This is a genomic window from Kribbella speibonae (genome assembly GCF_004331375.1).
Taxonomy (GTDB): Bacteria; Actinomycetota; Actinomycetes; order Propionibacteriales; family Kribbellaceae; genus Kribbella; species Kribbella sindirgiensis.
Genome location: NZ_SJKC01000001.1, coordinates 860,201 through 883,331 on the forward strand (window position 1 = coordinate 860,201; position 23,131 = coordinate 883,331).

Consider the following 23,131-nt stretch of genomic DNA (forward strand, 5'->3'; position numbering starts at 1 on the left):
GGGCTGACTCAGGTTCGCCGGACAGCATCGGTGACATGCAGATTCCAGGTCATCCTCGGGTCGAGATCGTCGTACCCGTCAAGAACGAGGAAAACGACCTCGGACCGAACATCAGACGGTTGCGGGAGTTCCTCGACACCGCTTTCCCGTTTCCGGCCGAGGTCTGCGTCGCGGACAACGGAAGTACGGACGCGACATATGAGATCGCCACGCTGCTCGCCGCCGAGCTGCCCGGGGTCCGGGTGGTCCGGCTCGAGCAGTCCGGGCGCGGCCGCGCGCTGAAGCAGGTCTGGTCCGCCAGCACCGCCGAAGTGCTCGCCTACATGGACGTCGACCTTTCCACCAACCTCAACGCGTTGCTGCCGCTGGTCGCGCCGTTGCTCGCCGGGCACAGTGACGTTGCCATCGGCACCCGGTTGGCGAAGAGCTCCCGGGTGGTCCGGCGGCCGAAGCGGGAGTTCATCTCACGCTCGTACAACCTGTTGCTGCGGGCAACGCTAAGCGCACACTTCTCCGACGCGCAGTGCGGGTTCAAGGCGATCCGGGCCGATGTGGCGCGCGAGCTGCTGCCGCTGGTCGAGGACACCAGCTGGTTCTTCGACACCGAGTTGCTGGTGCTCGCGGAGCAGGCCGGGCTGCGGATCCACGAGGTCCCGGTGGACTGGGTCGACGACCTGGACTCCCGGGTCGCGATCGCGAAGACGGTGGGCGAGGACCTGCGGGGGATCGCCCGACTGATGCGCAGCCGCGTCGACCTGGAGCCGATCCGGCAGAAGTACGGCCGGCCGCGAATCCTCGATCCGCGGACCGCGATGGCCGCGCGGGTGCTGCGCTTTTGCGCCGTCGGGGTGCTGAGTACGGCGGCGTACGCGCTGCTCTATCTCGTGCTGCGCCAGGGCATGCCGGCCCAGGTGGCGAACCTGCTGGCGCTGCTGATCACCGCGGTCGGCAACACCGCGCTCAACCGGCGGATCACGTTTGGAGTACGCGGTGTGGAAGGCCGCTGGCGGCATCACCTACGCGGCCTGGTCACCTTCGGGATCGGCTGGAGCCTGACCGCGGCGTCGCTCTGGCTGTTGCACACCGCGGTCTCCGCGCCGCACCAGGCGGTCGAGGTCACCGTCCTGACCATCGCGAACCTGGCGGCGACCGTCGTCCGGTTCAGCCTCTTCCAGGCCTGGGTCTTCGACGACGACGCACCCACCATCCCGACCTTCGAACCCCCGGCGGTTCTCGAAAACACCCGGAGCAATTGAGATGACGACCCTCTCCGATCCCGTCGAGGCCACGAAGCCTCGCGCGATCAGCACGCCGTACACACTGAGTCGCGACAAGGTCCTGTACGGCGGCCTGCTGGCGCTGACCGCGATCGCGTACCTGTGGGGCCTGTCCAAGAACGGCTACGCGAACGAGTACTACGCCGCCGCGGTGCAGGCCGGGTCGACGAGCTGGAAGGCCTGGTTCTTCGGGTCGTTCGACTCGTCCAGCTTCATCACCGTCGACAAGACCCCCGCCGCGCTGTGGGTGATGGGCCTGTCCGGGCGGATCTTCGGCTTCAACACCTGGAGCATGCTGATCCCCGAGGCACTGATGGGCGTCGCGAGCGTCGGCTTCGTCTACGTGTCCGTACGGCGCTGGTTCTCCGCGAACGCCGGTCTGCTGGCCGGAGCGATCCTCGCGCTGACGCCGGTCGCCGTACTCATGTTCCGCTTCAACAACCCAGACGCGCTGCTGATCCTGCTGCTCTGCGCCGGTGCGTGGGCGGTGACGCGGGCGATCGACTCTGTGAAGCGCTCGGCGCGCTGGATGATCCTGGCCGGTGCCCTGGTCGGATTCGGGTTCCTGACGAAGATGCTGCAGGCGTTCCTGATCCTGCCGGCGTTCGGGCTGGCGTACCTGGTCGCCGGGAAGCCGGCGCTGGGGAAGCGTCTCCTGCACCTGGTGCTGGCGACCGTCTCGCTGATCGTCAGTGCGGGCTGGTGGATCGCGATCGTCGAGCTGATGCCTGCTTCGGCGCGGCCGTACATCGGCGGCTCCCAGAACAACAGCATCCTCGAGCTGACGCTCGGCTACAACGGCCTGGGCCGCCTGACGGGCAACGAGACCGGCTCGGTCGGCGGCGGAGGCGGCGGCAACGGCGGCGGCATGGGCTGGGGCGGCGCGACCGGGCTGCAGCGCTTGTTCAGCGGTGAGTTCGGGTCGCAGATCGCCTGGCTGCTGCCGGCCGCGCTGCTCTCGACGATCGTCCTGGTCGTTGCCGCTGGCAAGGCTGCGCGGACGGACCGGACCCGGGCCTTCGCGATCCTGTGGGGTGGCTGGCTGGTCGGCACCGGGCTGACCTTCAGCTACATGGAAGGAATCATCCACAGCTACTACATGATCGCGCTGGCGCCGGCCATCGGTGCGTTGATCGGCGCCGCGATGGCGGTGCTCTGGAAGCGGCGTACGGAATGGTTGCCGCGGACAACTCTGGCCGGCGGGATCCTGCTGACGGCGGGGTGGAGCTTCGCGCTGCTGAACCAGACGCCGACCTGGCATCCCTGGATCCGGTGGGTCGTGCTGATCACCGGCCTGGCCGGTGCGGGTGCGCTGATGCTGCTGCCGGAGCTGAAGCTGCACCGTACGACCGCTCGGCGGGCCGGGATGTTCGCGGCGGCTCTGCTGGCCGTCAGCGCCCTGACCGGGCCGACGGCGTACTCCGTGGCGACGATCAACTCCGCACACACCGGAGCGCTGCCGTCCGCAGGTCCTTCGGGAGCCGGCGGCATGGGTGGCGGTGGGATGCGCGGCGGCGGCGGACCTGGTGGCGGCCAGATGGGTGCGCCGCCAGGACAGACCGGCGGCACGACCGGGACGCCTGGGAGCGGCACGACGACCGAGAACGGGACGACCGGGCGGGGCACGGGTGGCACCGGCGGAGTCGGTGGGTTCCTCGGTGGCGGCGGGATCAGCGGCGTGTCGAGTGAGCTGATCACGCTGCTGCAGAACGGCGCGAAGGGGTACACCTGGGCGGCGGCCGCGGTCACCGCGAACGGCGCCGCGCCGATGCAGATCGCGTCCGGCGTACCGATCATGGCGATCGGCGGGTTCAACGGGACCGACCCGGCGCCGTCGCTCGAGGAGTTCAAGGAACTGGTTGCCCAGGGCAAGGTCCACTACTTCATCGGCAGCGGTGGCGGCGGGATGATGGGCGGCCGCGACGGCTCCTCCAGCGAGATCGCCACCTGGGTCAGCGAGAACTTCCAGTCCCAGACCGTCGGCAGCACCACCGTCTACGACCTTTCCACCGGAACAGGAGCATGAAGATGACACAGTCCGCAGAAGCCCAGTTCCAGGCGGCCAAGGCCGCCCAGAACAACCCACCCCAGCAGCCGGCGCAACCGCCGGTCCAGCAGCCGCCTGTGCAGCAGCCCGCGGATCAGCAGTCGGTGGTGAAAGGCGGTGGGCGGCCCAGCAATCTGATGCTGGCCGGTGCCGGCTCGATCCTCGCCGTGCTCGCGTTCCTCGGCGGGATGGCGGTCGGGCACTCGTGGGACGGCACCAGCAACCAGCAGGGCCAGTTCGGTGGCGGCCGCGGTGGCGGCGGCTTCCCCGGCGGATTCCAGCAGGGCAACGGGCAGGGCACCGGTCAAGGAACTGGCCAGGGCAACGGGCAAGGGCAGGGCACACTGCCGGGCCAGGGCCAAGGCCAGGGAACCCAGCAGGGCCAGGGAACCCAGCAGGCCCCCGGCCAAACGCAGACCAGCTGACCCTCGCCACACCAGCAGCCCGGCGGGCCCCGAGCGGACACTCGGCCCGCCGGGCCTCTTTGTGTACCCACCAACCGTTTGGAGTGCCGGAAAACGGTTGGTGGGTACACAAAGTTGGTTTTCTGGACGGGTGTCAAGGGGTGGGGCGACACGCTTGATGGTTCGCGGGGGCGTGGGGTGGGGTAGGAACGGGGACGTGGAATGGTCGAACGTCACCTGGTTCCTGACCGCGCTCGGGGCGGTCGTTGTACTGATCACGCGCGTCCGGCTCGGAGGGACTGTTGTCGACGGCACCGGTCACGGCGCGGGCCGGCACGGGTACTCCGCAACGCTGTTGCGGCTGCACACCGTGGTCGGAGTGATCACGCTGATCGGCTGGGTCGTTGCCCTGATCACCGGTCGGCGGGAGATCGCCCTGGTCATCCTGGCCGGCTGGTGGTTGCTGACGGTCATCGGATTGTTGCTTCTGGCCCGTTGGCTGCCGAGCGCCGGCAAGCACTCCGAGGATGCGCAGAGTGACGCCTGGGGTTCCGGCGCCGGCCTGTCCGTCCTCGGCCACGTGGGCATGCTGCTCGGCGTCGGCTATTTCACCTTCGTCACGGTCACGGACCGTCTCTGAGTCCGGCGATCAGCGCCGTGACAGAGCGTCGTACGGCGGCCTCGAACGCTTCTGGTGAGAGCGTTGTCCCGGTCCCGGCCACCCGGTCGTACATCAGCCCGTCCAGCATCGCGGCGACCGGCCACGCGGCCGCCTCCGGATCCGGTACGCCGAGCCCGGCGAGCAACTGCGCGAGCATCGCGCGCAACTGCCGCCCGCCGTCGACGATCGCGGCCCGCAGTTCCGGCTGACGGCTCGCCTCGAGCGACAACTCGTACCGCGCGACCAGATCGTCCGGCCGGTCCTGCGCGAGTCCCGCCGTCATCGCCACCATCAGCTCGACCGGATCGGCACCGGGCGGCGGCATCCCGGCCACGTCCCGGGTGAGCATCCGGTGCACGCACGCGGTGAGCAGGGCGTTCCGCGTCCGCAGGTAGTACGACGTGGAGCCCGGCGGCAGCCCCGCCTCGGTGTCGACGGCGCGGTGCGTCAGCCCGCGCAGCCCGCGGGTCGCGACGAGATGGATCGCCGCGTCAGCGATGGCCTCCTGCCGATCCGCACCCCGCGGAACCTGCTTCGTCACGTCGCCCAGTCTCGCACTTCCCAACCGAACTCTACAGATGTAGAGTCAAGTTCATGAGTACGGCGATCGTGGTCGGGGCGGGTATTGGAGGGGTCACGGCTGCCGTCGCGCTGCAACGGCGCGGCTGGCAGGTCACAGTTCTGGAGCGTGCTCCGGAGCTCGGTGAGGTAGGGGCCGGTATCTCGGTCTGGCCGTCGGCGGTCGCCGTACTCGAGGAGCTCGGGGTCAAGGGCGTCGAGAAGGCGTCGGTGCAGTCCAAGCCGGCCGGGATGCGCAAGCCCGACGGTCGCTGGGTGGTCAGCGCGGCCGACCTTGGCATGGAGCTCCCGGTGATGATCCATCGCGCCCAGCTCCACGACCTGATCACGGCCGAGTTCGGCCCGGCGGTGACGGTCCGGACCGGGTACGACGTACGGACGGTCACGCAGGACGCGGACGGTGTCACCGTCAACGGTGAGCTGCACGCGGAGCTGCTGGTGGCCGCGGACGGGATCCGGAGTGCGGTACGGGGAGCGTTGTATCCGCAGTACGCCGGGCCGCGGTACTCCGGCTTCACGGGGTACCGCGGGATCGCGGAGGTGGATCTCGACGACGGCGGCGGCGAGACTTGGGGCCGTGGGCAACTGTTCGGGTTCGCGCGGCTGATCGACGGGCGGTACTACTGGTACGCGACCGCGAACCAGCCGGCCGGCGCGACCAGCGAGCCGACCCTGTTCGAGAGCTGGCACGATCCGCTGCCGCGGTTGATCGCGGGCACCGAGAAGATCCTGCAGAACGACATCTACGACCTGACGTTGCCGCTGGTGCCGTTCGTGCAGGGGCGGATCGTGCTGCTCGGCGACGCGGCGCACGCGATGACGCCGAACCTGGGCCGCGGAGCCTGTTCCGCGATCGAGGACGCGGGCGCGCTGGTCCGGCACCTCGGGCGGACGGGCGATCTGCGGACGGCGCTGACGGCGTACGACGCCGAACGGCGGCCCGCGACGACCAAGCTGGTGAAGCGCTCCCGCGCCGTCGGTCGCCTGGGCCAGACCGAGAACCCGGTGCTCTGCACGGTCCGTGACGGCTTGTTCGCCGTCGGCGGGAAGCTGGTGGCCCTGCGAGCGCGCAAGTAGGCGGATGGAACAATCGGCGCCGTGACCACACTTCCGCAGGCGCCTGAGATTCCCGGTGCGAAGCACCTCCACTCCGGCAAGGTCCGGGACCTGTACGAGCTCGAGTCCGGCGACCTCCTGATGGTTGCCAGCGACCGGCAGAGCGCGTTCGACTGGATCCTCGAGACGCCGATCCCCGACAAGGGGAAGGTGCTCACCGCGATGAGCCTGTGGTGGTTCGAGCAGCTGGACGTGCCGAACCACGTCATCTCCACGGATGTGCCGGCCGAGGTCGCCGGGCGGGCCGTGGTGTGCGAGAAGCTCGCGATCTACCCGGTGGAGTGCGTGGCCCGTGGGTACCTCAGCGGCACCGGCCTGCTCGACTACAACGCCACCGGCGCCGTCTGCGGGATCCCGCTGCCGGGCGGCCTGGTCGAGGGCTCGCGCTTCGACACCCCGATCTTCACGCCGGCCACGAAGGCCGAGCTCGGCGAGCACGACGAGAACGTGTCGTACGACGTGGTGGTCGCGACCGTCGGCGCGGACACGGCGGCCGCCCTGCGGGACACCACGCTCGAGATCTACACGACGGCGCGGGCGATGGCCGAGGACCGTGGGATCATCCTGGCCGACACGAAGTTCGAGTTCGGCGCCCGCGCGGACGGGACGCTCGTGCTCGCCGACGAGGTGCTGACACCGGATTCGAGCCGCTTCTGGCCGGCCGACCAGTGGGCGCCGGGCAAGCCGCAGCTGTCGTACGACAAGCAGATCATCCGGGACTGGCTGCAGTTCGAGTCCGGCTGGGACCGCACGTCCGGTGAGGCGCCGCCGCCGCTGACCGACGAGGTTGTCGAGCGGACCAGGTCGTCGTACATCGCGGCGTACGAGCAGCTGACCGGCCTGAAGTTCGAGGCCTAGAACAGGCCGACGCCGAGCGCGAGCAGGATGAACCGGCCGCTGCGGCCGACCAGGACCGACAGCGCGAAGACGACGGTCCGCATCCGCGAGGCGCCGCCGATGAGTGCCACGCCGTACAGCGGCGGGATGCCGACGAACGCGCTCAGGAGCGTGACCGGGGCGCCCCAGCGGCTGTCGCTCATGGCGTCCAGGAGCCGCTTGGTCAGGTCGCGGTTCCACTGGACGAAGCGGCCCCAGCGGGTGTCCAGGTTGACCGGCCTGGGCTCCTTCTTGGTCTTCCGGGCAGCGTAGCCGGGCCGGTAGCGGACGGCGAGGAACATCCCGACCTTGCCGATGGTCTGGCCGATCGAGACACCGATCGCAGCGACCACCGGGTTCAGGGCGTGCGTGGCCCCGAGCGCGAGGACGTACGCCTCCGCGTTCATGAACGGTACGACGGCGGAGCCGATACCGAAGCCCACCGCGAGTACCAGTTGCCACACCCACATGACACCGAGGCTAAGCGCGATTCCCCCCATTGCCACGGAACTCAGGCCCCCTTCCAGGGGTGGACCAGGGTCCACCCCGTCATCATTTTGCCTCGCCCGGAGCGGCGGCGCGGCGGCCGCAGAGGATCTGGACCAGCCGGTACGACGAGACGACCTTCACCAGTAGGGCCGCGACCGCGACGGCGTACGGCAGCCAGTGCGCACCGGTCTGGCCGGCGATGACCAGCGAGACCACCACGGCGCCGGTGTTCAGTGCCTTGGCGGGCTTGGACCAGTTCCAGACGTAGATCGGCCGGTCGACCTTGTAGAAGTAGTTCGGGCTGAGCACCCACGGCCAGAGCAGGAACGAGAACGTCAGCATGGTGTCCAGGACGCCGAACTGCACCAGGTAGATCGCCAGCGGCCCGATCGTGTCGGGGTACGTCGCCATGAACGCGGCTGCCAGTAGGAACGAGCACGCCCGGTCGCAGACGACATCGAACACCGCACCGGACAGCGACTCCTCGTTCCGGATCCGCGCCACCCAGCCGTCGAGGCTGTCGCCGAACCAGTAGGAGACGTACCCGATCACCAGCCACAGCAGCTCGCCGGTGCTGAACGCGTACGTCGCGAGCGTCATCGCGATCACGGTCCTGATCAGCGTGATCCGGTTCGGCACGCCGAGCAGCAACGCGGGCCGGACCGCCAAGGGTGTTGAGGTCATCAGGCCGCCCTTAGGTTCTCGGGATCGAGTGCGTCCCGGAGTTGGTTGCGAAGCAGGAAACCGGCGGCGGCGCCGCCGAGCTGGCCGAGTAGCCAGCCTGTGATCGTCAGGATCGCCCCGAGCAGCAGCGTTCCGGGCTCGAACGGCCCGACCGCTCCGCCGGCGACCCGGTTGATGCCGGTCACGGTGCCGAACAGTAGACCGACGGCCAGTGCGGGAGCCGCGACCACCGTGAGCTGCCGGCGAATGACCCGGCGGAGGAACGGCAGGTCCACGCCCAACGCGGTCAGGCTGGCGAACTGTCGGCGCTGGTCGACCAGTTGGTCTGCGACACCGACGATGAGCGCGGCCATCGCGGTCAGGGCGACCAGGACGAGTCCGGCGATCGTCAGCCCGAATCCGGTGGTGTAGAACGCGGTCGTGCCGCCCAGATGGTCGTCTGTCTGGACGCTGGCGATCCCGTTCGCCAGGGTGCCGACGAGGAAGCCGCAGCAGCCCAGCAGCATGCAGATCCGGGAGGCGGGCCGGGAGTCGGTCACCAGCCGCAGGCCGGTGAGCAGGTTGGCCGGGTCGCCGGACCGCTGCAGCCGCCGCCCGAGCGCAAGGATCCAGACTCCGGAGGTGCTCAGGAAGAACAGCGCCAGGCCGGCGAGCAGGATCGTGGAGCCTACGTACCCCATGTACGGCGAGGCGAGCAGGCCGAGCGCGATCAGTACCGGTCCAGCGATGATGCCGGTACGACGCTGCGCCACGGACTGTGGTTGCCGCAAGACCGGACCGTCTCGGTGCAGGACGCTTCCGATCACCGCACCGGCCGCCGTCATCATCACCACCACCGGAATCCACAGAAGCGCATCCCACAGCTCTGCACCGGGCAGGACCCGGGCCATCAGGGGCAGGGCACCGAAGAGCAGGCTGAGGACCAGGTAGGCAGGTCCAGCGAGTAGTCCACCAGCCAGACCGGCAATGGCCGCGTCAGTGACAGTAAGCTGCCGTAGCTGCTTCCGGGAGGCACCTGCCATTCGCAGCGCGGTCAGTCGCCGTTCACGGGCCGCCGTACCCAGTCGTAAGGCCTGGACTGCCAGGCCGCCGGTGAGCGCGGCCAGGATGATCAGGATCGCGATCAGCCCGGAGCGGAGGCCGCTCTCGGCGATGTAGTTGCTGTAGACATCGTTGCTCAGCTCACCTTTACCCAGGCGGGCAATACGCAGTGCGCCGAGCAGCAGGGCTCCACTGAAGGCGAGTGCCGCAGTGGCCAGCTGGACCCGGCTGCGGTCCGCCGGCGTTCGTGAACGCGCCAGCTGTACCAGCGTCTCGAGCGTCATCAGAGCGCCACCTCGTGCTGGATCAGGCCATCACGCAGCCTGATCTCACGGTCTGCTGACGCGGCTACCAGGTTGTCGTGCGTCACCATCATCAGAGCAGCGCCGCGGTAGCGGGCAGCCTCCAGCAGTACGTTGAGCAGCTCCTGGCCGGCGCGGCTGTCCAGACTGCCGGTGGGCTCGTCTGCGAGTACTACGGACGGACCGGTGACCAGTGCGCGCGCTACCGCGGCCCGCTGCGTCTGTCCGCCGGACAGCTCACCAGGGACGGCGTCGGCGTCGTCAGCGATACCTACCTGGTCCAGCCAGTTCATTGCGGCCTTGTGTGCCTCACCACGCTCATGGCCACCCAGCAGGAGCGGCAACGCCACGTTGTCCACCAGTGGCAGGTCCGGCACCAGCTGACCGAACTGCAGCACGATGCCGACCTTCGTACGCCGTAGCGCCGCGCGCTGCTCCTCCGGGAGGGTGGCCAGGTCCTGGCCGTCTACCTGCACGGCACCGGCGTCCGGGGTGAGGATGCCGGCCGCGCAGTGCAGCAGCGTCGACTTGCCGCATCCGCTCGCACCGGTGACCGCGACGACCTCGCCAGGCTTGAGTTGCAGGCTGACGCCGCGGAGGGCCGTGTTCCGCCGGTAGGCGTACTCGATTCGTTCCAGTTCCAGAGCAGCATTCATCAGCGAGTCCCCCTCTGCTCGGAGATGCGGTCCAGGGCGCCGTCCAGCCAGCGCAGATCAGCGTCCAGGTGGGCCACGATGTACTCGCGGACCAGTGGTGAGGTCGGGTCGTCGTCGGCCGGGGTCTCCCGCAACTCACGGATCCGGCGCAGGTGGCTGGCGCGCTGACGGGCGAGGAACCCCGCCGCGTCGCCACCGGTCCGGATGGCTGCCACGAGTTTGCGCAGTACCTCGTCTGCGCTGCCCCAAGCCGGTGGCACCGGGTCGTTGAGCCAGTCGCTCAGGTGGTCGCGGCCCTTGCTCGTCAGCGCGTAGACGGTCCGGTCCGGTCCGCCGCCGGAGGTCTTGTCGACCACCTCGACGAGCCCGTCGCGCTCCAGTCGGCCGAGTGTCGTGTACACCTGTCCGAAGGCGAGTGGCCGGCTGTCCGGGAACCAGGCGTCATGGCCCCGCTTCACGTCGTACCCGTGCGCCGGGCCGGCGGACAGCAGCCCGAGGACGAGCTCAGCAGTGGCCATGACCAGAACTATACATCGCGTGTATGTACTCAGTGAATAGTCCAGGATGCGGCATTCCGTCGCGCGGTCGGTAGGATTCAGCCGTCACCCCGCAACGAACCTGGAGTAGTCAGTGGCTCGCGTTGTCGTCGACGTCATGCTCAAGCCCGAGATCCTCGACCCGCAGGGCAAGGCGGTGCACGGCGCGTTCGGCCGGCTCGGCTTCGATGGCGTGGCCGACGTCCGGCAGGGAAAGCGCTTCGAGATCACCCTGGACGGTGAGGCGACCGAGGAACGGGTCGCCGAGATCCGGAAGGCCGCCGATACGCTGCTGGCCAACCCGGTGATCGAGGACTACACGCTGCACGTGGAGAACGGGCAGTGAAGATCGGGGTCGTCACCTTCCCGGGCTCGCTGGACGACGCGGACGCTCGCCGTGCGGCCGCGGTGGCCGGCGCCGAGGCAGTCGCGCTCTGGCACGGCGACGAGGACCTGCACGGCGTCGACGCGGTCGTCCTGCCCGGCGGCTTCTCGTACGGCGACTACCTGCGGGCCGGTGCCATCTCCCGGTTCGCGCCGGTGATGGAGACGATCATCAAGCGGGCCGGCGAGGGGATGCCGGTGCTCGGCATCTGCAACGGCTTCCAGGTGCTGTGCGAGTCGCACCTGCTGCCCGGCGCGCTGATCAAGAACCACCACCGCAAGTTCGTCTGCAAGGACCAGACGCTGCGGATCGAGAACAACACCACCGCCTGGACCAGCGACTACGACGCCAACCACGAGATCACCATCGTGCTGAAGAACCAGGACGGTTCGTTCGTCGCCGACGAGGCGACACTGGACCGGCTGGAGGGCGAGGGCCGGGTGGTGGCCCGCTACCTGGGCAACCCGAACGGCTCGTACCGCGACATCGCCGGCATCACCAACGAGCGCGGCAACGTGGTCGGCCTGATGCCGCACCCGGAGCACGCCGTCGAGACACTGACCGGCCCGACCACGGACGGCCTGGGCTTCTTCACCTCGGTGCTGAAGGCCGTCGTCGCCTCCTGATGGGGTTCACCAGGCTGGTCCGCGCCGTTCTGCTGACGGCGGCGGTCCTGCTCCTGAGCAGCGGTACGGCGGCCGCGCAGCCGTCGAGCCTGTTCGCGAAGGTCGTGGTGATCGGCGTCCCCGGACTCACCTGGAACGACGTAAAGGCGTCGCCGGAGCTGACCGCGCTGGTGAACCAGTCGCACGTGGGCTCGATCTCGGTGAAGACGGCCGGCCCGCACACCTGCCCGATCGACGGGTGGCTGACGATCAGCGCGGGTACCCGGGCGTGGGGGAGTGTGCCCGACCAGTCGTGCGGTGACCTGCCTGCGGTGACCGACGGCAAGGTGGCCGACTGGCAGACGTACGTCGACCGTCAGGCCGAGCACCACACAGGCGCGCCGATCGGCCGCCTCGGCCAGACCGGGTACCCCATCTGCGGCTTCGGTCCGGGCGCTGCGATCGCACTGGCCCGGACGGACGGCTCTGTCGCGAACTGGCAGCCCGAGTTCGACGCCTCTGTGCTGGCGAAGCCGGACTGTGGCGACGCGATCATCGACGGTGGCGCGATGCCGCCGCGTGAAGGACGGGCAGAGGCACGTCAGAAGGTCGCCCAGCTGGTGGCACAGGCCCGTGCCGCCGATGGCTGGGTCCTGCTGGTCGGTATCGGCCAGGAGCTCGCCAACGCGCACCAGGAGCCGCTGGTCGCCATGCAGTTGCCCCCGGACGACGGACCGCGCTGGCTCACCAGTGACAGCACCCGCCGCCCCGGCCTCATCCAGCTCACCGACGTGACCGCGACGATCCTCAAGGAGCGCACTCCGGCGAACGTCGACCCGGCGGGATCCGCCGAGGCGGGCCCGCTGGACGGTAACGAGATCCACTTCACCGGAGACCGTCACACCGACGCCGCGGCCGTGATCGAGGACCGGCTGGACGCCAACGAGCGGTTCGAGCAGCCACGGCCGATGCTGTTCGCGGTATCGCTGACGATCGTCGCGGCCGAGGTCCTCGCACTGCTCTGGTTCTGGTTCCGGCGCTCGCCCGCGTCCCGACGTACCGCGGTGTTCACGTTGCTGATGCAGGGCGGGTTCTACCTGGCGGTCTTCCTGTCCACACTGACCGTTTGGTGGCGCTGGCCGTCACCTGGTTTCTCCTTGTACTGCGTGATCATCGGGATCAGCGCACTGGCCGCTCTGGCGGCACAGGTCGTGCTGAAGAAGTACGCGTACCTCGGACTCGCGATAGCGGCGTACCTGATCCTGCTGGTCGACGGTGTGCTCGGTACGCCGCTACAGGTCGGCAGCATGTTCGCTGACGGGCCTGTGATCGGTGGGCGGTTCTACGGCTTCGGGAACTCCACCTTTGCGACGCTGGCGGTCGGTGCGCTCGTCGCCGCGGGCTTCGCGGCGCAGAAGCTCATCAGCAAGAGCAGGGTGCAGGCTGCGGTCGCCGTACTGGTCGTCGGCGGTGCTGCGATCGTTGTGGATGGCAGGCCGGGGTGGGGGACGGACTTCGGCGGCATCATCGCGTTGACGCCGGCCGTGCTGCTCATGGCCTGGCTGACGTGGCGCGGGAGCATCTCACTGCGCGCACTGATCGGTGTGGGCGTGGCCGGTGTGCTGGCGGTGTCTGCGGTCGCGTTCCTCGACTACCTGCGTCCACCGGACGAGCGCAGTCACTTCGGCGCGTTCGTCGCCCGCCTCCTCGACGGCGACGTCAGCGACGTACTGATCCGCAAGCTCGAGATGGCCGTGCAGTTCTTCAGCGGCCCGGCCGGCTGGGCCATGCTCATCGCGGTCGTCCTCTGCATGCTGGCCACGCTCCTGCCGCACCGCGTGCCGTCCAAGCAATACCAGGAGTTCTACGACAGCCTCCCGATGGTCCGCCCGACCCTCCTGGCCCTCTCCACCTGCGGCCTCGTCGGCATGCTCCTCAACGACGCCGGCGTCGCCCTCCCCGCGATCATGGTCGGCTTCGCCCTTCCTCTGCTGGTGGCCCATCTGATGGACGCCTACCAGCCCGCTACCGTTTCACCTGAGCCCCACCTAGTGCAGGAGTCCTGATGTCGACAGACACCGTGTCAGTTGCCGGTAACACGCCCGAGGTCGAGCAGCCTTGGGCTGAGCTCGGGCTGAAGGCGGACGAGTACCAGCGGATCCGGGACATCCTCGGGCGGCGCCCGACCAGCTGTGAGCTGGCGATGTACTCGGTGATGTGGAGCGAGCACTGCTCGTACAAGTCGTCCAAGGTGCACCTGAAGCGGTTCGGTGAGATCCCGCAGGAGACGCCGGCCGGGAAGATGCTGGCCGGGATCGGCGAGAACGCCGGTGTCATCGACATCGGCGAGGGGTACGCCGTCACGTTCAAGGTCGAGTCGCACAACCACCCGTCGTACGTCGAGCCGTACCAGGGCGCGGCGACCGGGGTCGGCGGCATCGTCCGCGACATCATCGCGATGGGCGCCCGTCCGGTCGCGGTGATGGACCCGCTGCGGTTCGGCCCGCTGGACGCCCCGGACACGAAGCGGGTGCTGCCGGGCATCGTGTCCGGCGTCGGCGGCTACGGGAACAGCCTCGGCCTGCCGAACATCGGCGGCGAGGTCGTCTTCGACCCGACGTACCTGGGCAACCCGCTGGTGAACGCGCTCTGCGTCGGCGTCATGCGGCACGAGGACCTGCACCTCGCGAACGCGACCGGCGTCGGCAACCAGATGATCCTGTACGGCGCCAAGACCGGCGGCGACGGCATCGGCGGGGTGTCGGTGCTGGCGTCGGAGACGTTCGCCGAAGGCGGTCCGACCAAGCGGCCGGCGGTCCAGGTCGGCGACCCGTTCATGGAGAAGCTGCTGATCGAGTGCACGCTCGAGCTCTTCGCCGCGAACGTCGTCGAGGGCATCCAGGACCTCGGCGGCGGCGGACTGTCGTGTGCGACCTCCGAGCTCGCCAGCGCGGGCGACGGCGGTATGCGGGTCTCGCTGGACAAGGTGCCGCTGCGGGACGCCTCGCTGTCGCCCGAAGAGATCCTGATGAGTGAGTCGCAGGAACGGATGATGGCCTGTGTCACCCCGGACAACGTCGAGGCGTTCCTGAAGATCTGCGCCAAGTGGGACGTCCAGGCCGACGTCATCGGTGAGGTCACCGACACCGGGCGGCTGGAGATCGACTGGCACGGCGAGCGAGTGGTCGACGTACTGCCGGAGACCGTCGCGCACGAGGGCCCCGTCTACAACCGTCCGTACTCCCGTCCCGAGTGGCAGGACGAGCTGCAGGCCGACGGCGCCGAGAAGTTGCCGCGGGCAAGCAGTGGCGCGGAGCTGCGGGACACGCTGCTGAAGCTGGTCGCCTCGCCGAACCTGTGTGACAAGTCCTGGGTGACGGACCAGTACGACCGGTACGTGCTCGGCAACTCGGTGCTCGCGCAGCCCGAGGACAGCGGCATGATCCGGGTCGACGAGACCAGCGGCCTCGGCGTCGCGGTGTCGACCGACTGCAATGGCCGGTTCGCGAAGCTCGACCCGTACACCGGCGCCAAGCTCGCGCTCGCCGAGTCCTTCCGGAACGTCGCCACCACCGGCGCCCGCCCGGTCGCGGTCACCGACTGCCTGAACTTCGGCTCGCCGGAGGACCCGGCGGTGATGTGGCAGTTCACCGAGGCGATCCGCGGTCTGGTCGACGGGTGCAAGGAGCTCGGTATCCCGGTCACCGGCGGCAACGTGTCGTTCTACAACCAGACCGGCGAGACCGCGATCCTGCCGACCCCGGTGGTCGGGGTGCTCGGCGTGATCGACGACGTCACCCGCCGGACGCCGATCGGATTCACGGCCGAGATGGAGGGCCACCAGCTGTACCTGCTCGGCGAGACCGAGGAGGAGCTGTCCGGGTCCGAGTGGGCGCACGTCGTCCACGGTCACCTCGGCGGGCGGCCGCCGGCGGTGGACCTGGCGGCCGAGCAGCAGTTGGCCGACATCCTGATCAACGCGTCCCGCGACGGGCTGATCGACGCGGCGCACGACGTCAGCGACGGCGGCGTCGCCCAGACGCTGGCCGAGTCCGCGTTGCGCGGCGGCATCGGTGCGCGGGTGTGGGCCCCGGACGGTCTCGACCCGTTCCTGTTCCTGTTCGCGGAGTCGGCCGGCCGTGCGGTCGTCGCCGTACCGCGAACCGAGGAGGTGCGGTTCACCGACATGTGCACCGCCCGCCGCTTCCCGCACGCGAAGATCGGCGTCATCACCGGCGACACCCTCGACGTCCAGGACCAGTTCGAACTTCCCCTCACCGAACTCCGCGTGGCCTGGACCTCCACGCTGCCGTCGGTGCTCAACTGACGGTGTGATCGTCAGCCGACCAGGGCGACTCGCTGAGTCGCCTCGGTCAGCACCTTGTTGAGTCCGGCCTGGTCCTGGGGACGGCCCGAGACGGTGATCTCGATGTACGCGCGGCGGCCGTTCTCGAAGGTGTCGACGAAGCGGGTGGAGACCCAGCGCTGACCCCGGGCGCCGTCCCGGTAGGTGTAGCTGATCTGTGTGTACGCGACGCGCGGTGCGTCCCACCCGACCTTCGACGCCGTGGTGCCGTTGCCGCGGTACGTCATCTTGAAGCCGGCGACGCCGTGCAGCGCGTGGACCCGCTGGTCGGCGGCGCGGCTCGTGCTGACCTTGCCGCCGAGGCCGCCGTTGACGCGGAGCATCCAGGTGTTCGAGCTGTCGGTGAACTTCGCGTGCTGCCGGCTGAGCTGGGTGAACTTCCATCCGGTGGGCGCGTGGACCGCGACGTTGCAGTGGCTCCCGGTTCCCCAGCACTTGTAGCTGAAGTGCAGGCTCGCCGGCTTGAGCGCGGGCTTGGCGTGCGCGCTGACGGCGGCGGTCCGGGCCGGTACGGCGGCGTCGCTCGGCGCCATCCCCAGGAACAGCCCCGCCGCGCCGATGATCGCGGCGCCGGCCAGAACGCGGGCGGTGAGGGTCTTCTTCATGGTTCTCGTCTCCATCGTCAAGGGGCTCCGTTCGGCCCGTCGGGATCAGAGATGGCTCGGTGCCGCCGCGACGTTGAGTGCCGGATCTGTGATCAGCGTCTCCGCCGGAGCCGGCAACAAGCGCACCCGACGCAGCGTCAGAAGACGCCTTCTGAGCGTCTGGCACACTCGGAGGGGACGAGTGAGGTGAGGCAGATGGCGGAGCGGCGACCGGTGAAGCCGTCTGATCTGGTGGGGATGGCTGCGGCCGCGGGGCAGGAAGCTCGGGTGGTGGCGGCTCGGCGGCGGATGGCGCAGATCCGGCTGACGGATGAGCAGCGGCGGATTCTCACCGACGAGTTGGCGCAGGAGTTCGCGATCGGGCGGTTGGACGAGGCGGAGCTGCACCGACGGGTCGATCTGCTGAACAGTGCGGTGACGCACGGGGACCTGGAGCCGGTGCTTGCTGGATTGCCGGTGTCGTCGTTGTACGCGCCGCCGGCGCGGAAGCCCGGCCGGTGGCGGTGGGCCGCGTTCGCCGGCGCGGTGTGGCTGGCGGTGCCGTTCGTGCTGGCGGGGTTGCTGTTCCTGGTGTTCGGGCGGGAGATCGCGGCGGCCATCTTCGGCGTACCAGCGGTGGTCTGGGTTGCGTACGCGTACCGGTGGGCCTCCAAGCCGCGGCGGGAGTCAGGTTCCTAGCGTCGACTCGCGCGTGATCAGCTGCGTGGGGAGTTCCAGTACGCCGTGGTGTGGCTTGCCGTCGATCGCTTCGAGCAGGAGCGTCGCGGCGCGGCGGCCGAGGTCTTCCAGGCGGAGGTCGACGGTGGTGAGCGGCGGCCGGCTGGCGAGCGCCATCACGGGCCAGTTGTCGTAACCGGTGACCGCGATGTCGTCGGGCACCGAATGGCCGAGCTCGCGGAGGCGGTCGCAGACGCCGCGGGCGATCTGGTCGCTGCCGCAGGTGATTGCGTCCGGGTGCTGACGCAGTACCAGGTCGGTGGCTTGGCGGCCCCAGCGTTCGCTCCACTCGCCGAAGAGCGGTTCGGTGCAGAGCGCAGAGGCGATCGCCTGGGCGCGTTCGGCGGCGGAGCGGTGGTCGGACGGGCCTGTGACGTGGGCGATGCGGGTGCGTCCCAGGCCCGTGAGGTGGGTGATCGTGGCGGTGGCGCCGGCTGCGTCGTCGACGATCACCGAGGCGTCGTCCGGGTCGGTCGAGGCGGCGAGCGCGTAGACAACCGGCAGCGGCACGTTGATGGGCCGACGAGGCTCAGTACGGCGGCCCGTGACGACGATGCCGTCGACGCCGCGCGCGACGAGAGAACGCAGGTACGTCTGCTCGCGCAGCGGGTCGTCACGGGTGTCGCAGAGGACAGTCGCCAGCTCGCCCGCGCTGAGTACGTCCTCGACGCCGCGCATGATCGGGATGCTGAAACGGCCTGAGCTGTCGGTGGTCAGCAGCGCCACGGTGTACGTCCGGCCGGAGGAGAGCGCGCGACCACGGGCGTCGGGCGTGAAGCCGAGCGTCGCCGCGGCTCGGCGTACCCGGTCTCGCGTCTCCTGGCTCAGCTGGCCGGTGTTGCTGAGGGCCTTCGACGCGGTTCCGGCGGACACCCCGGCGAGCGCGGCGACGTCCACCATCCGCACGCCTGGCCTCTTCATGCTTGTTTCCTTCCGGTCGTTCGGCGAAGCGTACCAGGATCGCCCCGGAGACCTTACTGACCTGCGCTTTGATCTTGACCGACACGACCGGCAGTCCTACGTTGTCAACGACGGAAAACGTGTGCGGTCTTTCCGTCGAAGCGAGGTCCGCCCCTTCACTCGAGAGGCTCGACAACCATGGTCATGCCTGAACCTGCCGGTCGCGGCGGGCACTACGTTCCGCAGCGTGCCCCGCTCCGGCCGGTCCCGTTCCAGAAGCTCCCGCCCGGTGCGGTCGAGCCGCGCGGCTGGCTCGCGCAGCAGCTCGCGTTGCAGGTCGACGGGCTCTGCGGCCGGTACGACGAGATCTCGGACTTCCTGGTGTACGAGACGAACGGCTGGGTCGACCCGGCGCTGGGAGCCTGGGAGGAGTTGCCGTACTGGCTGCGCGGCTTCGGCGACCTCGGCTACGTCACTGGCGACAGCGGCGTACTGACCCGGACCCAGCGGTGGATGGACGGGATCCTCGCGACCCAGGCCGCCGACGGGTGGTTCGGTCCGGAGCGGTTGCGGACGTCTCTGGAGAACGGACCCGATTTCTGGCCGGGTATGCCGCTGCTGGCCGCGTTCCGGTCCTGGTACGAGTACTCCGGCGACGAGCGGGTCATTCCGTTCATGACGAAGTACCTGCGGTTCCAGAACACGCAGCCGCCGGAGGTGTTCAACCGGTCGTGGGGTGCGTTCCGCTGGGGCGACAACATCGACAGCGCGTACTGGCTCTACAACCGCACCGGGGAGCAGTGGCTGCTCGACCTGGTGACGAAGATGCACAACGGGTCCGCGGACTACGTGAGCGGTATCCCCAACTGGCACAACGTCAACCTGGCACAGGGGTTCCGGGAGCCACTGCAGTACTGGCTGCTGTCCGGAGATGCCAAGCACCGCGACGCGACGTACCGGAACTACGCGACGGTGATGGGGCTGTACGGCCAGTTCCCGGGTGGTGGGTTCGCTGGGGACGAGAACTCGCGGCCCGGGTTCGGTGACCCGCGGCAGGGGTTCGAGACGTGCGGGATCGTCGAGCTGATGCACAGCTGCGAGATGCTCACCCGTTTCACCGGCGACGTCGCGTGGACGGACAGGTGTGAGGAGCTGGCGTTCAACTCGCTGCCGGCGTCGTACGACCCGCGGCAGCAGGTCATGCACTACATCACCTGTGCCAACAGCGTGCAGCTCGACGACCGGCGCAAGCACGGGCAGTTCCAGAACCCGTTCGCGATGCAGTCCTACAAGTACGGCGTACACCAGTACCGCTGCTGCCCGCACAACTACGGCATGGGCTGGCCGTACTACGTGCAGGAGCTCTGGCTGGCCACGACGGACAACGGTCTCGCTGCGTCGATGTACGCCGCCAGCAAGGTGACCGCGACGGTGGGAGCGGGTGAGACGGTCAGTGTCGTCCAGGACACGGAGTACCCGTTCTCGGACACCATTTCGTTCACGGTGCAGACGCAGCGACCGGTGCGATTCCCCTTCTATCTAAGGTGTCCTGGCTGGGCTGACGACGCGACACTGAAGGTCAACGGGCAGCGGGTGCATGCGTCCGGTGACTGGATGAAGTTGGACCGCACCTGGCACACAGGGGATCGTGTGGAGCTCACCCTGCCGATGCGCACCACTACGCGGGTGTGGGAGGACAACCAGCAATCGGTGTCCGTCGACAGAGGCCCTCTCACGTACTCGCTGCAGATTGACGAACGCTACGAGCGCATTGGTGGCACCGACGAGTGGCCGGAGCTCTCTGTCTACCCGGAATCGCCGTGGAACTACGGTCTGGTCGCTGACGCGCCGTTCGACGTCGTACTACGGGAGGCGGGCGACAACCCGTTCACCACATACGGAGTACCGCTCGCACTGACCACACTGGCCCAGCGGATCCCACAGTGGGAGACAGACACCGAGGACGTGGTCGGACTGCTCCAGCCCGGTCCAGCGCGGTCGGACGAACCTGTGGAGACCGTGACCCTCATTCCGATGGGTGCGGCTCGTCTGCGGGTGACGTCGTTCCCACAGGTCGCTGCAGACGGTAAGGACTGGACCTACCGCACCAGGATCACCGCGTCCCACGTGAACGACGGGGACTCGCTCGAGGCGCCGGACTCCGGCCGTACGCCGGAATCCTCTGCGGACACGTCGATACCGCGCTTCACCTGGTGGGACCGTCGCGGTACGACGGAATGGATCGAGTACGACCTGCGATCGGTACGCGAGCTGTCGGAGGTCTCGGCGTACTGGTTCGACGACACCGGCTCCGGGCAGTGCCGTGTCCCGCAGTCCTGGCGGGTGTTGTGGCTGGACGGTGAGACGTGGCGGCCGGTCCAGAACACCACGCCGTACGACGTAGCGGTGGACCGGCTCAACACGACGGCGTTCACGCCAGTGCGGACGCAGCACGTCCGGGTGGAGGCCGTGCTGCGTCCGACGTACTCGGGAGGCTTGCTCCAACTCCTGGTTACTTGACGGGTGTCGGGCTGACGTACAGGGAGATCACGCCCTCTGCGTACGTGGAGGCGTCGTCGACGTACCAGTTGCCGGGCGGGGACTTCACCGGCTCGTGGTTGGGTCCGTCGCTGGTCAGGTACTCGATCTCGCGGACACCGCGGGACCTGACCAGCGGCAGGACCTGGTCGATGGTCTTGTTCTTCACCGTCAGCCCGGCCAGCACCTCACCCTTGTCCGTCGCCGACGACGAGGTGTGGACGTACATCTCGCCCGGCTTCGCCACGCGGCCGAACTGGATCTCGGTCTTGCCGTCGTAGTTCTTCGGCAGCTCGACACCCTCCTGGCAGCCCGCGTCCGAGGCGTTGAGCGTCCCGTTGCACTGCTCACCCGGCTCCAGCATCCTGAGCTGGCTCATGTCCTTCTCGTTGCGGCCGGAGAAGCTGATCATCTTGCCGACCCACGGCGGGCTGACCGCGACGCTCAGCACCGTCACGTCCAGGCCCATCTTCTTGAACTCGGCGTTGTAGCGCTTCGGGTCCGCGTTCGGGTCGACCACCCGAACGATCAGCTTGTCGCCGCGTTCGGTGAACGAGAGCGCCTGCGGCTGGCTCTGGTCCGGACGGTTGACCACAGTCGCGGCGACCACGCCGGCAATCAGCAGGGTGCAGGCGGCGACCAGCGCGAGACGGCGCGGCTGGGAGCGGCGCACGGGGCGCACGACCGGCGTCGACTCGTCTGCGGTGACGGCGTCTGCCAGCTCGCTCCAGGCGTTGTCCGAGACGCTGTCGGCGGACTGCTGCGGGTTGAGGCCGCGGACAGCGGCGTCGATGTCATGCGTCTTCATGTGACACCTCTTCGGTGAGAGCGACCACGGTGCGGTTCGCGAGTGGGGCGGTGAGCAGCTTGGCGAACCGCTTCCGGGCGCGGTGCAGCCTGATGCGTACGGCGTTGCGTGAGATGCCGAGGACCGTGGCTATCTGGCCTGTGTCGAGCTCCTCCCACGCGACCAGCGACAGCAGCTCTCGGTCCTGCTCCGGCAGTGCACGGAAGGCACGTGCCGTGGGGGTGTCCTCCTGCAGCGGGTGCACCGGTGGGGCGTCGCTGAGCTCGCCACGCAGTTTGGTGGCCAGTGCGTGCCGGCGGCCCTCACCGCGGCGGTGATTGGCGAGCACCCGGCGCGCCACGCCGTACAGCCATGGTCTGGTCTGCGGGTCGAGCGGTACGTCGTCCAGCCGGCGCCACGCGACCAGGAACGTGTCCGCGAGCAGGTCCGCGGCGTCGTGGCCGCTGTCGGTCCGGCGGCGCAGGTACCCGAGCACCGCCTCCCGATGCGTGGCGAAGACCTGCTCGAACCGCTCCCGGTGCGCGTTCGGTGGTGGGTCGTGCACGACTCCCTCACTCACCGGCCCACTTCGAGCCTCGATCGGTATCAGCGTCATACCCGGTAGATGTCCACCAGCCCGTCCACCCATTTCACCCCACCGAGATTGCAGCTTCCTGCACCGTTCCGTGTGGGTTCGATGACCGCGCGTACTGCGACAATTCGGTTGGGGCGAGTTGAGGGGGACCTGTGGCAATCGACGCGATCCTGGAGCACGTGCTCCTGCGGCACCTGGAGCACGCTCCGCTGACGCGGGCCGAGTTGGTCCGCCGGACCGGCGTCGGCGACGACACGCTGCAGACCGCACTGAACGAGTTGGTCGGGGGTACGTACGTCGTACGCCGGTCTCAGCAGGGTCTGCCGACCGAGTACGAGCTGACGGCCAACGGCGCGATCCGCCTGAAAGTGGTCACTGAACTCGTGCAGTCTCCGGGCGCAGCCATCGGCAAGGCGATCACCAGGATGGTCGCGGCTGCCATCGTGGAAGGGACGGACGGCCCGCCGGTCACCGCGCAGCCGCCGGTCAAGGCGCAGCGGCCTGCCGGGGTGCGGTGGCCTGCCGGGGTGCGGCGGCCCAGGCCGCCGGCGGATGCGGGCGAGCTGGTGCTGACGGATGCCGACCGATCATTCTGCTCGGCCGCCCTGGCGCAGCAGGTCGCTACGGGCCGGATCCTCGAAGCCGAGGCGCAACGCCGTTCGCACCTCCTCTACGCCGCCCGGACCAGGGCCGACCTGGCTGCTGTCTTCGCGAACCTGGAGCCTCCCGACCTCGATGCGCCACGGCCCGAGCCCGAGCCGGTGGAGTGGCGCCCGGACTGGCCCCGGTACCGGCAGTTCGTACCGTCACTCGTCCTGATGCTGGTGTTCGCCGGCGTCCTCGCCTACTCGCGGTCGGGCCTTCTCCTGTGGGCGGTCTACTTCGTCGTCGTCATCGGCAACCTCGGGTCGATGTACCGCGCCTGGCGCAAAGGTGACTCGAAGCCGTGAACTAGCCTGTGGGGC

At 69.0% G+C, this 23,131-nt stretch carries 23 protein-coding genes; 13 read left to right on the plus strand and 10 right to left on the minus strand.

From position 1 onward, the window contains the following. The first annotated feature begins 35 nt into the window (after positions 1-35). The 4 genes from E0H92_RS04345 (at position 36) to E0H92_RS04360 (ending at position 4,368) form a co-directional block, all read left to right on the plus strand. Positions 36-1,256 carry a bifunctional glycosyltransferase family 2/GtrA family protein gene (locus E0H92_RS04345; protein ID WP_131495448.1) on the plus strand — a complete coding sequence of 407 codons (1,221 nt, stop codon included), beginning with the start codon at positions 36-38 and terminating at the stop codon, positions 1,254-1,256. A 1-nt stretch (position 1,257) separates the two neighbouring features. Further along, positions 1,258-3,303 (plus strand): glycosyltransferase family 39 protein, encoded by a 2,046-nt coding sequence (locus E0H92_RS04350; protein ID WP_131495449.1) that lies wholly within the window; start codon positions 1,258-1,260, stop codon positions 3,301-3,303. 2 nt (positions 3,304-3,305) lie between these two features. Next, a complete protein-coding gene (locus tag E0H92_RS04355; protein ID WP_131464788.1) occupies positions 3,306-3,749 on the plus strand; it encodes a hypothetical protein in 444 nt (147 codons plus the stop codon). 196 nt (positions 3,750-3,945) lie between these two features. After that, positions 3,946-4,368 carry a hypothetical protein gene (locus E0H92_RS04360; RefSeq protein WP_131464790.1) on the plus strand — a complete coding sequence of 141 codons (423 nt, stop codon included), beginning with the start codon at positions 3,946-3,948 and terminating at the stop codon, positions 4,366-4,368. On the opposite strand, the gene E0H92_RS04365 is transcribed toward E0H92_RS04360, so the two are convergent. Next, on the minus strand, positions 4,352-4,930 hold the full coding sequence (locus E0H92_RS04365; RefSeq protein ID WP_131464792.1) for a TetR/AcrR family transcriptional regulator: 579 nt from the start codon (positions 4,928-4,930) through the stop codon (positions 4,352-4,354). The two genes, E0H92_RS04360 and E0H92_RS04365, sit on opposite strands and share 17 nt — an antisense overlap. A 53-nt stretch (positions 4,931-4,983) precedes the next feature. Between E0H92_RS04365 and E0H92_RS04370 the strand changes: the two genes are divergently transcribed. Continuing rightward, on the plus strand, positions 4,984-6,045 hold the full coding sequence (locus tag E0H92_RS04370; protein ID WP_131495450.1) for an FAD-dependent oxidoreductase: 1,062 nt from the start codon (positions 4,984-4,986) through the stop codon (positions 6,043-6,045). 21 nt (positions 6,046-6,066) lie between these two features. After that, positions 6,067-6,942, plus strand: coding sequence for a phosphoribosylaminoimidazolesuccinocarboxamide synthase (locus tag E0H92_RS04375; protein ID WP_131464796.1), 876 nt, complete (start codon positions 6,067-6,069; stop codon positions 6,940-6,942). Here the strand turns inward: E0H92_RS04375 and E0H92_RS04380 are convergent. The 5 genes from E0H92_RS04380 to E0H92_RS04400 form a co-directional block, all read right to left on the minus strand. Next, positions 6,939-7,430, minus strand: a complete 492-nt coding sequence (locus E0H92_RS04380) for a hypothetical protein (protein WP_131464798.1) — start codon at positions 7,428-7,430, stop codon at positions 6,939-6,941. The genes E0H92_RS04375 and E0H92_RS04380 overlap by 4 nt on opposite strands. Before the next feature lie 82 nt (positions 7,431-7,512). Next, positions 7,513-8,133: a CDP-alcohol phosphatidyltransferase family protein gene (locus tag E0H92_RS04385; RefSeq protein ID WP_131464800.1), complete on the minus strand. Its 621-nt coding sequence runs from the start codon at positions 8,131-8,133 to the stop codon at positions 7,513-7,515. After that, complete coding sequence (locus tag E0H92_RS04390) at positions 8,133-9,458, minus strand: hypothetical protein (RefSeq protein WP_131495451.1); 1,326 nt, start codon at positions 9,456-9,458, stop codon at positions 8,133-8,135. Before E0H92_RS04390 ends, E0H92_RS04385 begins: the two co-directional genes overlap by 1 nt. Beyond that, positions 9,458-10,132, minus strand: coding sequence for an ABC transporter ATP-binding protein (locus tag E0H92_RS04395; protein ID WP_131495452.1), 675 nt, complete (start codon positions 10,130-10,132; stop codon positions 9,458-9,460). Before E0H92_RS04395 ends, E0H92_RS04390 begins: the two co-directional genes overlap by 1 nt. Beyond that, positions 10,132-10,650 carry a PadR family transcriptional regulator gene (locus E0H92_RS04400; protein ID WP_130387956.1) on the minus strand — a complete coding sequence of 173 codons (519 nt, stop codon included), beginning with the start codon at positions 10,648-10,650 and terminating at the stop codon, positions 10,132-10,134. The genes E0H92_RS04395 and E0H92_RS04400 overlap by 1 nt, the downstream gene beginning before the upstream one ends. 112 nt (positions 10,651-10,762) lie before the next feature. Between E0H92_RS04400 and purS the strand changes: the two genes are divergently transcribed. The 4 genes from purS to purL are packed head-to-tail and all read left to right on the plus strand — an operon-like array spanning position 10,763 to position 15,985. After that, positions 10,763-11,014 carry a phosphoribosylformylglycinamidine synthase subunit PurS gene (purS, locus tag E0H92_RS04405; RefSeq protein ID WP_130387955.1) on the plus strand — a complete coding sequence of 84 codons (252 nt, stop codon included), beginning with the start codon at positions 10,763-10,765 and terminating at the stop codon, positions 11,012-11,014. Beyond that, positions 11,011-11,679 (plus strand): phosphoribosylformylglycinamidine synthase subunit PurQ, encoded by a 669-nt coding sequence (gene purQ / locus E0H92_RS04410; RefSeq protein WP_131283674.1) that lies wholly within the window; start codon positions 11,011-11,013, stop codon positions 11,677-11,679. Before purS ends, purQ begins: the two co-directional genes overlap by 4 nt. Continuing rightward, positions 11,679-13,724, plus strand: coding sequence for a hypothetical protein (locus E0H92_RS04415; RefSeq protein ID WP_131495453.1), 2,046 nt, complete (start codon positions 11,679-11,681; stop codon positions 13,722-13,724). The genes purQ and E0H92_RS04415 overlap by 1 nt, the downstream gene beginning before the upstream one ends. Next, the gene (gene purL, locus E0H92_RS04420; protein ID WP_131464808.1) at positions 13,724-15,985 is read left to right on the plus strand and encodes a phosphoribosylformylglycinamidine synthase subunit PurL; all 2,262 of its coding nucleotides are present in this window, start codon (positions 13,724-13,726) and stop codon (positions 15,983-15,985) included. The genes E0H92_RS04415 and purL overlap by 1 nt, the downstream gene beginning before the upstream one ends. Before the next feature lie 11 nt (positions 15,986-15,996). Here the strand turns inward: purL and E0H92_RS04425 are convergent, their stop codons facing one another. Then, the gene (locus E0H92_RS04425; protein ID WP_131495454.1) at positions 15,997-16,629 is read right to left on the minus strand and encodes a hypothetical protein; all 633 of its coding nucleotides are present in this window, start codon (positions 16,627-16,629) and stop codon (positions 15,997-15,999) included. A gap of 195 nt (positions 16,630-16,824) precedes the next feature. Here E0H92_RS04425 and E0H92_RS04430 point away from each other — a divergent pair, with 195 nt between their 5' ends. After that, the gene (locus E0H92_RS04430) at positions 16,825-17,307 is read left to right on the plus strand and encodes a DUF1707 SHOCT-like domain-containing protein (RefSeq protein WP_131464812.1); all 483 of its coding nucleotides are present in this window, start codon (positions 16,825-16,827) and stop codon (positions 17,305-17,307) included. Here E0H92_RS04430 and E0H92_RS04435 read toward each other — a convergent pair. Next, positions 17,296-18,267: a LacI family DNA-binding transcriptional regulator gene (locus E0H92_RS04435; protein WP_131495455.1), complete on the minus strand. Its 972-nt coding sequence runs from the start codon at positions 18,265-18,267 to the stop codon at positions 17,296-17,298. The genes E0H92_RS04430 and E0H92_RS04435 overlap by 12 nt on opposite strands. A 183-nt stretch (positions 18,268-18,450) precedes the next feature. Here E0H92_RS04435 and E0H92_RS04440 point away from each other — a divergent pair, with 183 nt between their 5' ends. After that, positions 18,451-20,766, plus strand: a complete 2,316-nt coding sequence (locus E0H92_RS04440) for a beta-L-arabinofuranosidase domain-containing protein (RefSeq protein WP_238173306.1) — start codon at positions 18,451-18,453, stop codon at positions 20,764-20,766. On the opposite strand, the gene E0H92_RS04445 is transcribed toward E0H92_RS04440, so the two are convergent. Both E0H92_RS04445 and E0H92_RS04450 read right to left on the minus strand, forming a co-directional pair. Further along, positions 20,759-21,592, minus strand: a complete 834-nt coding sequence (locus tag E0H92_RS04445; RefSeq protein ID WP_131495457.1) for a hypothetical protein — start codon at positions 21,590-21,592, stop codon at positions 20,759-20,761. The genes E0H92_RS04440 and E0H92_RS04445 overlap by 8 nt on opposite strands. Then, positions 21,579-22,151 (minus strand): RNA polymerase sigma factor, encoded by a 573-nt coding sequence (locus E0H92_RS04450; RefSeq protein ID WP_238173307.1) that lies wholly within the window; start codon positions 22,149-22,151, stop codon positions 21,579-21,581. Before E0H92_RS04450 ends, E0H92_RS04445 begins: the two co-directional genes overlap by 14 nt. A gap of 167 nt (positions 22,152-22,318) precedes the next feature. Between E0H92_RS04450 and E0H92_RS04455 the strand changes: the two genes are divergently transcribed. Then, positions 22,319-23,116, plus strand: coding sequence for a DUF1707 domain-containing protein (locus tag E0H92_RS04455; protein ID WP_131495459.1), 798 nt, complete (start codon positions 22,319-22,321; stop codon positions 23,114-23,116). Positions 23,117-23,131 lie beyond the last annotated feature (15 nt).

Excerpts from the sequence above, each read along its gene's own strand:
- E0H92_RS04425 (WP_131495454.1), bottom strand. The coding sequence starts at position 16,629 with ATGAAGAAGACCCTCACCGCCCGCGTTCTGGCCGGCGCCGCGATCATC.
- E0H92_RS04390 (WP_131495451.1), bottom strand. The coding sequence starts at position 9,458 with ATGACGCTCGAGACGCTGGTACAGCTGGCGCGTTCACGAACGCCGGCG.
- E0H92_RS04370 (WP_131495450.1), top strand. The coding sequence starts at position 4,984 with ATGAGTACGGCGATCGTGGTCGGGGCGGGTATTGGAGGGGTCACGGCT.
- purL (WP_131464808.1), top strand. The coding sequence starts at position 13,724 with ATGTCGACAGACACCGTGTCAGTTGCCGGTAACACGCCCGAGGTCGAG.
- E0H92_RS04430 (WP_131464812.1), top strand. The coding sequence starts at position 16,825 with ATGGCGGAGCGGCGACCGGTGAAGCCGTCTGATCTGGTGGGGATGGCT.
- E0H92_RS04440 (WP_238173306.1), top strand. The coding sequence starts at position 18,451 with ATGCCTGAACCTGCCGGTCGCGGCGGGCACTACGTTCCGCAGCGTGCC.
- E0H92_RS04415 (WP_131495453.1), top strand. The coding sequence starts at position 11,679 with ATGGGGTTCACCAGGCTGGTCCGCGCCGTTCTGCTGACGGCGGCGGTC.
- E0H92_RS04380 (WP_131464798.1), bottom strand. The coding sequence starts at position 7,430 with ATGTGGGTGTGGCAACTGGTACTCGCGGTGGGCTTCGGTATCGGCTCC.
- E0H92_RS04445 (WP_131495457.1), bottom strand. The coding sequence starts at position 21,592 with ATGAAGACGCATGACATCGACGCCGCTGTCCGCGGCCTCAACCCGCAG.
- E0H92_RS04400 (WP_130387956.1), bottom strand. The coding sequence starts at position 10,650 with ATGGCCACTGCTGAGCTCGTCCTCGGGCTGCTGTCCGCCGGCCCGGCG.
- E0H92_RS04395 (WP_131495452.1), bottom strand. The coding sequence starts at position 10,132 with ATGAATGCTGCTCTGGAACTGGAACGAATCGAGTACGCCTACCGGCGG.
- E0H92_RS04385 (WP_131464800.1), bottom strand. The coding sequence starts at position 8,133 with ATGACCTCAACACCCTTGGCGGTCCGGCCCGCGTTGCTGCTCGGCGTG.
- E0H92_RS04435 (WP_131495455.1), bottom strand. The coding sequence starts at position 18,267 with ATGAAGAGGCCAGGCGTGCGGATGGTGGACGTCGCCGCGCTCGCCGGG.
- E0H92_RS04350 (WP_131495449.1), top strand. The coding sequence starts at position 1,258 with ATGACGACCCTCTCCGATCCCGTCGAGGCCACGAAGCCTCGCGCGATC.
- E0H92_RS04345 (WP_131495448.1), top strand. The coding sequence starts at position 36 with ATGCAGATTCCAGGTCATCCTCGGGTCGAGATCGTCGTACCCGTCAAG.
- E0H92_RS04355 (WP_131464788.1), top strand. The coding sequence starts at position 3,306 with ATGACACAGTCCGCAGAAGCCCAGTTCCAGGCGGCCAAGGCCGCCCAG.